The 9,871-nt window shown below is 29.1% G+C and carries 6 protein-coding genes and 1 pseudogene; 5 read left to right on the top strand and 2 right to left on the bottom strand.

Going from position 1 to position 9,871, the window contains the following annotated elements; genetic code table 11:
• The 4 genes and pseudogenes from F7B34_RS04400 to F7B34_RS04385 form a co-directional block, all read left to right on the top strand.
• Window positions 1–84 (top strand): annotated as a pseudogene (locus F7B34_RS04400) (6-carboxyhexanoate--CoA ligase); the annotation flags it as partial.
• 36 nt (window positions 85–120) lie between these two features.
• Window positions 121–1,230, top strand: a complete 1,110-nt coding sequence (gene bioF / locus F7B34_RS04395) for an 8-amino-7-oxononanoate synthase (RefSeq protein WP_292460625.1) — start codon at window positions 121–123, stop codon at window positions 1,228–1,230.
• An 87-nt stretch (window positions 1,231–1,317) separates the two neighbouring features.
• Entirely contained in the window at window positions 1,318–2,958 is a 1,641-nt protein-coding gene (locus tag F7B34_RS04390; protein WP_292460624.1) for a P-loop NTPase fold protein, read from the top strand.
• An 88-nt stretch (window positions 2,959–3,046) separates the two neighbouring features.
• Window positions 3,047–3,919, top strand: coding sequence for a hypothetical protein (locus F7B34_RS04385; protein ID WP_292460623.1), 873 nt, complete (start codon window positions 3,047–3,049; stop codon window positions 3,917–3,919).
• Window positions 3,920–4,007: 88 nt separating this feature from the next.
• On the opposite strand, the gene F7B34_RS04380 is transcribed toward F7B34_RS04385, so the two are convergent.
• Together F7B34_RS04380 and F7B34_RS04375 are read right to left on the bottom strand one after the other, a co-directional pair.
• Window positions 4,008–6,926, bottom strand: coding sequence for a DEAD/DEAH box helicase (locus tag F7B34_RS04380; protein ID WP_292460622.1), 2,919 nt, complete (start codon window positions 6,924–6,926; stop codon window positions 4,008–4,010).
• Window position 6,927: 1 nt separating this feature from the next.
• A complete protein-coding gene (locus tag F7B34_RS04375; RefSeq protein ID WP_292460621.1) occupies window positions 6,928–8,823 on the bottom strand; it encodes a site-specific DNA-methyltransferase in 1,896 nt (631 codons plus the stop codon).
• Window positions 8,824–9,228: 405 nt separating this feature from the next.
• Between F7B34_RS04375 and F7B34_RS04370 the strand changes: the two genes are divergently transcribed.
• Window positions 9,229–9,375 carry a hypothetical protein gene (locus F7B34_RS04370; protein WP_292460620.1) on the top strand — a complete coding sequence of 49 codons (147 nt, stop codon included), beginning with the start codon at window positions 9,229–9,231 and terminating at the stop codon, window positions 9,373–9,375.
• Window positions 9,376–9,871: the final 496 nt, after the last annotated feature.

Raw genomic sequence — 9,871 nt, 5'->3', positions numbered from 1 at the left:
GGAAGGGTATTTTTTGTTAAAAATGGTATAAATATTGAGGATTTGATTGATAAATTGGAGAATAAACCATATATTGTTAAATAGAATAATAAAAATAATAAAAAGAAAAAACGTGATATTATGCTAAAATCACAGCTTCAAAAGGAAATTGAGAATATAAAAAATAACAATTTATATAGATTTTTAAGAAAAAAGGACAATAATATTTTAGATTTCTCTTCAAATGATTATTTATGCCTTTCAAAGCATCCAGAGGTAATAGATGCCGTAAAAGATGGTTTAAAATACGGATTTGGTTCAACAGGCTCACGATTAACATCAGGAGATATAAACCACCAAATATTGGAAGAAAAGATAGCACAGTTTAAGGGAACTGAGGAAGCTCTGATATATTCCACAGGTTATGCCACAAATGTTGGGGTAATTAGTGCATTGTGTAAAAAGGGAGATTTGATTTTAAGCGATAAATTGAACCATGCTTCAATAATAGATGGTTGCAGGCTGAGTAAAGCAGATGTTTTAATTTATAACCACTGCGATATGGATAATTTAATTCATTTAATTGAAGAGAATGGGAGCTCCTATAATAATTTATTCATCATCACAGATGGGGTATTCTCCATGGATGGAGATATTGCTCCACTGGATAAATTAAAAAAGATTGCCGATGAATACAATGGGATATTGATAATAGACGACGCTCACGGCACTGGGGTTTTAGGAAATGGGAAGGGCACTTTAAAACATTTTAATTTAAAACCATCAGACAATATAATTCAGATAGGCACACTATCAAAGGCTGTTGGAGGTTTGGGGGGTTTTGTATGTAGTATTGAGGAAGTGATTGAATACCTTATAAACACATCCAGAAGTTTTATATATTCTACTTCCCTTCCGCCGTCTGTTGTTAGTGGATGTATTAAAAGTTTTGAGCTCATAGAAGAAGGAGCTCTAACAAAAAAATTGCAAAAAAATATAGAGCTCGCAAATAAAATTTTTAAAGAACAGGATTTAATAGAAGAAGATAATTTAACGCCCATTTATCCGTTCATTTTTAAAGAAAAAACCATGGATATTGCAGAACATTTAATGAAAAATAATATCTTCTGTGTTGGAATTAGATATCCAACTGTTCCAAGAGGTATGGAGAGGTTAAGAGTTAGTATAAATGTTGGACATAGTGAGGGGGATTTCAGAGCTCTGTGTGAATGTATTAAAAAATTTAAATAATATATAAAAAATGTTTATTTTTAAAGTTGAGGTGGGTAATATTATAATACTTAATATAATACATAATTTTTTAAGAAGACATGGGGCATGGAAAATTTCGGGGTATCAGCAGGATGTTTATTATTATTCAGTGTATATTTTGAAATTACCGCATTAAATGATATTTTTAACAAAAAATATCATGATATATTAATATCCATTCTTTTATTTATAGTTGGGTATTCATTCACTGCTTTATGTTGGTTAGAGGCTATTTTTAATGATATATATGGATATATTTCAAATAAAAAATATTATTCATTTCAAACAGCAGAGACTGTATCAAAAAATAGCGTAGATGGCTATTTTAATAACATATCAATAGTAGTCCAGTGTAGTTTATTATTGGTAGGTTCATTATTTTTATTATATCATATTGAATTTTTTAAATCATTTGATGGGATATTTTTAAGTATTATGGCAGTTGTTATGGTCATAATAGTAATAATAGATATTATATATTGCTTTATTTTTAAAAATATGCCGAATAAAATAAGAACAGCTTTAAGCACTGTTAATCCAATAATTTGGATATTCACATTAATATCCTTATTATATATTAACAGGCATTATTGGTTTGGAGTGTGTGGGGGCATGTTATTATTTTTAAGTTTTAATTTTTATAATATGTTATCCATCCAAAATAATATATTAATCACCATAATTTTAAAATTAAAACCATGGTTAAAAAAAGTTTTTGAAGAAAAAATAATGGATAGAATTATAACTACTAATAATTACGACCATAAAATAGATGAACCAATTCCATTAACCGAGGATATAGATTGTTTTGATACCTTAAAAAAAGTTGATATGATTAAAGAAGGCATATCTAAAAATATACTAAATAGCTATAAAATCATAGCATTATATGGAAATTGGGGATGTGGTAAAAGTAGTGTAATTAAAACATTAATGAAGGAATTAGATTTAGAAAATAAAGTGATTCAATGCATTAAAGAAGATTATGGAATTAAAAAATTAACAGAATCGATAATGAATAAATTATCCAACGAATATATCAATAAAAAAGAAAAATTTATATCGATTAAATTTGATGCTTGGGAGTATGAAAACGAAGAAAATATATCTTATGATTTATTATGCCATATTGTTAATGAATTAGAAAAAAATACGGATATTAAGTTTGGAATTAAAGCTATAAAAAATAAAATTTTAAAATCTGGTGCAATAGTTTTAAAATCTGTTAGTGTTAATTATAAGATTTTTGGCTTTAATTTTGAAAACAATTTTAACAATGAAAAATATAAAGAAGTGGAAAATTTAAAAAATGGACTTAATAAAATATCCGATGTTCTCAGTAAAAATAATAAAAGACTTATAGTTTTTATTGATGAGCTCGACAGATGCGAAAGAGAAAATATTTTAAAATTTTTAGCATCCCTTAAATTATTTTTTACCAGTGGGGACAATATAAATTATATCTGTGCAGTGGATAAAGATGCAGTAGAAAAAGCACTCAAAAATAAATACAACGATGGAGAAAAAGCAGAAGAATATTTAGAAAAAATTTTTAATTTTTCGTTTAATATGCCAAAAACATTTAATGTAGAAAAATTTATCAAACAATATGGGTTTAATGATTATAATGCTGAAAAACTTGCAAAATTCTTTGAAGCAATTAATTTTACAACTCCAAGGCATTTAAAGAAAGTTTTGAAAATATGATTATTTAGTCAATATTAAAACATCAGATGGTATTAATAAGGATTTAAAGAAATTAATTCCAGACATAATCTGTATTGGTTTAGAATGTATGCCTTCTACTTCAAAATACTACCTTAAAAAATATTATCCAAACCAAAATCTCATTGAAAATATAATAAAAAGATTAAAAAGCGGTAGTAGAAACTATTTATTTGATACAATTTTTGTTTTGTATTTTATAATTCTCTACGAATTTTATCCAGCAGTTTTAAAGGAAATGAAACTTGGATATGAATCAAAAATTAATACTATTAAAAATCCAGATTGGGTATTGTCATTTAAAGATAATTCGACTACCAACCAAACTCAGCAGAATGGGAACAAATCAAATATTGGGTATATCCTTAAAAAATTTTGTCTCAAAGCTTGGGTATTAAATGAAATTACTGAAATTGTAAATACACAAACTAAAAAAAGTGATGAAACCAGTCATAAAAACCTTCCATTTTCTGGTTTAATTGAACTACACCATAAATGGAAAAATGATAACACTATTGAATTTAAAAAAAGAGGTCATTACGCTATTGAATTATATAACAATGCAATGACTAAGATTGAGAAAGAAGTGAGGAATAATATTGGATTGTCTGACATTTCTAACAATGAACTTGGTGAATTTAATAAAATCATAGAACATGATAGAACTAAAAGAATATTAAATCCAATTTCAGTATTATCTTATTTTTTTATGCCAAATACCAATGACGATAAACCTACTGCAAAATATTCTGCGGAGCATAACGAATATTTAACTGCAACAATAATTAGGAGTGAGGAATATACTGAAATTAATAAGATATACGCTAATTTTTGGATATGTTTAGAAAAGATATTGGAAGGGGAATATGCCACTAATAACAATAAGCTGGGAAGTGATTATAATATATTAAACTTATTTGATATGGTGGAAACACTACTTTAATCTTTAAAATTCCATAAGATAAATATAAATTTGACGAAAAACGAAGAAAAGGGAAAAAGGTTATTGGTGAATTAATCATAGTATGATATTAATTTTTAAGAAAATCATCCAACGTCCCTTTTACCTTAGACTCAGTCATTTTTGCATATTCTAAAATTTCTTTGGCTGAGGCTCCTTTTTCACTTAACCCGTAGAATGTGTTTTCACCAAGTAATACATAGTGCCATTTTCTATGGTCTCTTTTTTCAGGTGGGAGCTCATTTATAGTATTCACAAAGTTAATTGCAGAAATCATTTTTTGTTGGACATTTTTATTGTTAAGGTCTTTCTGTGCCTTAGTTTCAACAAGATATATATCGTTGGCGAATTTTATCATAAAGTCGGGATAGTAGTGGGCAAGTAGTCCGTCCTCTCTAATATATGGAATGCCTGCGAATGTATGTTTTGTTTCAATTATCTTTATGAACGCCTCTACTTCGGAATCGCAATCTATGAATTCCATAAAGTTCTTTTCAAACCCTCCTTTATTTGAAGGATATGGGAGTTTTTCATATATTGATTTAGAAACATTTAGTGAATAATTTTCTCTCATTTTAAGTTCTTTAACTTCTGAGAAGTAATGTTCAATTGTTTCTGCATTTCTTACTTCTATTTGATTCTGCATTTCATATATGGCTATATTAATGGTTCTCATAATGTGTATAAATACATCTGGTAATAATAGTATTCTCCAATTGTTGCCCCCTAATGGGTTAAATGGCTGATTAAATAACCTGTTTCTTATGTATAAGTCAGTTAGTCGTGCAATTTCAAATGGATTTGCCTGAATTACTGGGTATTTTTTACTTCGTTTTGATTTAGGACTTGTCGATTTATTGGAAATATGATTTACTAATTTTTGAATATATTCATTATAGTTTTTTGCATTGAATTCAAGACTACTTATTTTGTATTCTCCAAATACTGTTTTTACAGTAAGTTCTTTTGATATGAAGGATTCTTCTTTTGGAACTACCTTTTTTAAATTTTCAAGTGGAATTGGGAAAGGATTTAATTTATTTATGTCATATTCAAAGGGTTTTACATATTCCTCCCTATCTTGTATTATGTAAGGAATGAATAAATCATATTTTTCATAATCTTCTTTTAATGGAACTTTTATAATGTCTCCCAATATGCTTGTTTTGTCTCTTGGTTCTGTGGTGGTTACCCCTGCAATTCCATCTTTTATATAATCATCATAGAACTTTATAAATGCAGGATGTTCAATAATACTTAATATATCAAGATAGTTGCTTGGCTCTTTTTTCTCTATTAACATTCTTCTAAGATTTTCTCTTTTTATGTCTTCGTATTCCTTTTCTCTCCACATTAATCTTAATCCACGACCTATGGTTTGCTCCAATAAGATTTGAGATTGGCTTGACCTTAAAGGGACTATTACACATATATTATTTACATCAAAACCTTCTCGGAGCATTAAGACAGAGACTATTACTTTCGGACTTTTGTATTTGTCAATGTTAAATAATCTTTGTTTAATCTTTGCCCATTCATCTGGCTTAACCTCTCCTTTTCTGTTGGAATGGATTTCTAAAATATCCTCTTCATTTAGTCCTTCGTTTTTTAAGAATTCAGTGACGAGTGGGGCAACATCGGTATCTTCACATATTACAAGCATTTTAGGGTGTTTATTTGAGGTTCCGTTTTCCTCAGTAAGTTTAACAAATTCATTTTCTAACATGTTTAATTTTGTTAAACCTGCTCTGAGCATTATTTTTTGACCTTCGGAAAGTGCAATTGGTTTATTATTTTCATCTCTAATTGCCTTATAATCAAGTTCAAGATTTGCAATTTCTTTTCTTCTATCCAATACAACCGTTTTTACAAGTCCTTGCTGGATTGCAGTTTTTAAGTCAAAATTAGATATTATATGTGGAAAATAATGTTTCTGTTTTTGCTTTGAACCTGTAACATTATATGGTGTTGCTGAAAAATCAATTTGTATAAATCTGTTCTTTTTGTTTTTTGAAATGTAATTTAGACTTTTTTGCCATTCTACTTCTAATACTTCACCGCTTTTTTTAATCTCGTGGATATGGTGTGCTTCATCATTAAATACTACTAAACTTGGTAGGTTTGCAAGATATTCTATTTCGTCCCCTCTAAAATATTTGCTATCAAGGGCATTTAGGTCATTACCTCCCGCCTTTCCAGGAGTTATTGGGAGTATGTCCTTAACAACTTCTGAGGGGTCATCCAGTGGATTACTAATTTTCTTTTTATCTTTATCATCTCCTGCTAATAAATGCCAGTTTGTAATTGCTATTAATCCATCGCCAGTTACCTTTTTTCCAATTTCTTCCTTCTTTACAACACTTGATTGGATAAAACCAAATATTTCATCTTTATATCCTGTTGGAATGAATAATTCTTCATATTTTTTAAAGTCTGACTCTTCAAAATTTCGGGTTTTATCCTCCTGTTCTTTTCCAAGAAATGCATCCAATAATCTTTCATATACAATTAATCCAGGGGCAACAATTAAAAAATTTTTAGAAAATTTTCCAGATTCTTCTTTTTCATGTTTTGCATTCAAATACTGCCATATTAAAAGGGCGTTCAATACCCATGTTTTTCCAGTTCCTGTTGCCATCTTAATACAATATTTTGAATGATTGTGTTTGTCCTGACATAAATCAGTAATGTTTAATTCTGATAACAATTCGGGGTTTATATTGTCATATAAATCTACTACATTTTTTGATTCTAAAACTTCGTGCATATATATGGTGTTTAATATGGATTGTTTTTGCCCCTCGTGGAAGTTAATATTTCTAACTTCACAAAATGAATCGTGGAACCAATACATCAATAAATCACGGGTGGTAGGGGTTACTTTTTCTAAAAGTTCCCCGCTTTCCCATTCCCTATTTACTATTTCGCTAATTGATTCTGCAAGTTTTAATGGAATATCCCCAGTCCCTTTTATAGTTTTTATTCTCATACTATTTTACCTCCAAAACTGTTACACTTTCAAAACCAAATACATCAACTGCTTTTACACAAACTTTACGAGCTCCCTCTTTCTTTGGAACTGTAATTATAGCCTTTCTAACAACATGATATGGATCAGTATTATCGGTCGTGTTTCCTCTGTAATCCTGCCATTTACTTCTGAATACCTTTCCATCATAATCTGGGTCAATACTCCAATATTCTATTAAACTTAATGGGTCTTTTTCAATTATTTTGTTTAATTTTTCTTTGTTTTTATCATCAAGCGGTAATGAATCAGGAGATAGGAGAATATAGTTTTCAAGTTTTACTATTAAATCCTCATAACCTTCTCCTTTTGTTGGTGAAGGGTCTCTTTTTTCTATTGGTGCCACTGTGAGATATTGAAGGGATGAAAACCTTATTTTTCCAGAGTTTATTAATTTTTTATAACTTGCCTTTGTTTTTAATTTATCCAATAAATCAGGTGGGATTACTAAAACCTCTAAATTTTTATCGTTCATACTGTCAATAATTTGTCCAATATCCGGCATAAAATTCCAACCTAATACGATTACTTTTTTCCAACCGCCCATGTATTCATTTCTTAATTTTATCGCTCTTTTAATTGTGCTAATTCCTGTCATTTTAGAAGGTGAATCTACATAAACTAATGTTTTTTCATCTTTAATATAACCTAAATTGTTTAATACGCCTTCCTTCTTTGGAAATGGAATTGCACCAAATAAATTTAAAACAACATGTGCTAAATCGGAAACTCTTCTATATTGAGATTGTTCAAATTGTTCCTTTTGATAATCTCCTATTGATTGGTATAGGAATGGCTTTGCATCTATGTCAATAAGTCTTTTTCTCATAATCATACAGGCGGGCTTTCCTAAATCTGACATAATCCATCTTCTACCAAGTTTCTCTGCTACGGCTCCTGTTGTTCCTGAGCCAGCGAAGAAGTCGGCAACTATTGAGTCAGGATTTGAAGATGCTTTTATGATTCTTTCAAGGAGTTTTAATGGTTTTTCTGTAGCGTATCCTGTTCTTTTTACACCATCAATCTTTAAACGAGCTGCTACACTAAATTGCCACCAATCTTCAGGAATTTTTCCTCTCTTTCTTAATTCTTCAAGATCTGCTTCAGTCCATCCTCCTTTTGTATCAAATGCCTTTCTAAAGGATTGATTTGGATCTTTATATGGAATACGAATTTCATTTTCATTGAAAATCCATTTTCTTGTTTTAGAATACCAAAAAATAAGATCGTGCTTTCTATTAAATTGTTTCATGCCAGGAGAGCCTGGTCCTGTATAGCACCACACAATCTCATTCCTAAAATTCTCCTTCCCAAATATTTCATCCATAATCACTTTAACATAATGTCCAACATGCCAATCGATATGAACATAAATACTCCCCTGTTCTGACAATAATTCCCTCATTAAAATTAATCTCGGAACCATCATTCTTAAATAGGAAGCAGTGCCGTCTTTCCAAGTATCAGAGTAGGCAAATTGTTCAATTACAGTAGGTCTTTTTTCAATATCACAACCTGGTAATTTTATGTTAGTTCTATAATCTGCCTTTGAATCAAATGGTGGGTCAATATAAATTAAGTCAATTTTTCCCCTCATTGATGGAGTATATTCATCTCCTGCAAGTAGTGCCTGCATAACTAATAAATTATCTCCATAAATTAACCTATTTCTCCATCCTTCTTCGGAGTCTTTTAACTCCTGCCCAAAATATCCTTCCCCTACCGCCTTTGTAGGAATTACACATTCATTGGTTTGAAGTGTAATTCTATTTTTGTCTGAAAGGCTATCCAATATTTTCTGTGCCTCTTTTTTCCCTTCCCTAACAATTTTAGGTAATTCATCTATTAATGAAGCCATAATATACACACCTACGAATTTATTTTTATAGGGTATATAACCTTTGCAACTACTTAATAATTACTATAATTTACATGTTTGAATTATCATTAAAACTTTAAATAGAAAGAAAACAAATATAATTATGTGAATGAATGAAATAATAAGGGCATATATAATGGTTTAAGATTAATAAAAGAGCATGAGGGGGAGTTTAATTAAACTAATCTAAATTAAACAATTTTTACAAAAATATAAACCAACATTATTAGATATTACAAAAAGAGGGTGAAAATATGAGTATAATATCAAGTGTTGAAAATAATAATAAATCATTTATTACTTCCAAATCTGAAAAATGTACCATATATATAGGGTCCTGACGGCTTCAAATCTAAAAATGAAATGGATGAGTTTATTGCGACAATGAAGTCAGATTTTGAAAATATTGAAGTCATGTACTATCGTAGATATTCTACATGTCCAGACCCCATATTAATATTCGAGTTTGGAAAAGAACTATTGAATTATATTATGGGAGAATTATTGAATAATAATATTGATTTACAGTAGTTAGAGATAATATTGGAGAAAAAATATATGAACGTATAGATGACAAAATATGGGATAGCATTGAATACATAATAATAGATAATTTCCCGGATATTAAAGAATTTAAAAAAATCAAATATCAAAGAAAATATAAAATGTCCTGATAAACCATTAAATTTGTGTTTTAAAGGAGACATAGGTGTAAATATTGAAATAATTTTGAAAATTGATCCTTCAAATTTGGACAAAATTGATAATTTTATTAACAAGAATATAATCAATGAAATAATAAGAAAATCCAAGAGTTACAAAAATGATTTTGGGGCTGTAGGTATTCAATATATCATAACTGAAAATGAAATGTATTTATAGTGTTCGACATAAAACTTAATTAATCAAAAATTTATCAATCCACTTTCTCGCATAACTCAATCTCTTGCTAAATCTGTTAAAGCAGTCTCTAATTTCATTTTTCAGCTCATCCAGAGTTTTTATAAGTTTGGGAGACAGTTATCGT

Origin of the sequence: Methanothermococcus sp., assembly GCF_015523155.1 — an archaeon.
Lineage (GTDB): Archaea > AGJL01 > Methanococci > Methanococcales > Methanococcaceae > Methanofervidicoccus.
The sequence above is the reverse complement of the archived record's forward strand: the minus strand, read 5'-3'. Positions and strand labels throughout refer to the sequence as shown.

What these genes read in the sequence shown, in the direction of transcription:
- F7B34_RS04370 (WP_292460620.1), top strand. Translation starts at nt 9,229, where the DNA reads ATGAAGTCAGATTTTGAAAATATTGAAGTCATGTACTATCGTAGATAT.
- F7B34_RS04385 (WP_292460623.1), top strand. Translation starts at nt 3,047, where the DNA reads ATGCCTTCTACTTCAAAATACTACCTTAAAAAATATTATCCAAACCAA.
- bioF (WP_292460625.1), top strand. Translation starts at nt 121, where the DNA reads ATGCTAAAATCACAGCTTCAAAAGGAAATTGAGAATATAAAAAATAAC.
- F7B34_RS04390 (WP_292460624.1), top strand. Translation starts at nt 1,318, where the DNA reads ATGGAAAATTTCGGGGTATCAGCAGGATGTTTATTATTATTCAGTGTA.
- F7B34_RS04380 (WP_292460622.1), bottom strand. Translation starts at nt 6,926, where the DNA reads ATGAGAATAAAAACTATAAAAGGGACTGGGGATATTCCATTAAAACTT.
- F7B34_RS04375 (WP_292460621.1), bottom strand. Translation starts at nt 8,823, where the DNA reads ATGGCTTCATTAATAGATGAATTACCTAAAATTGTTAGGGAAGGGAAA.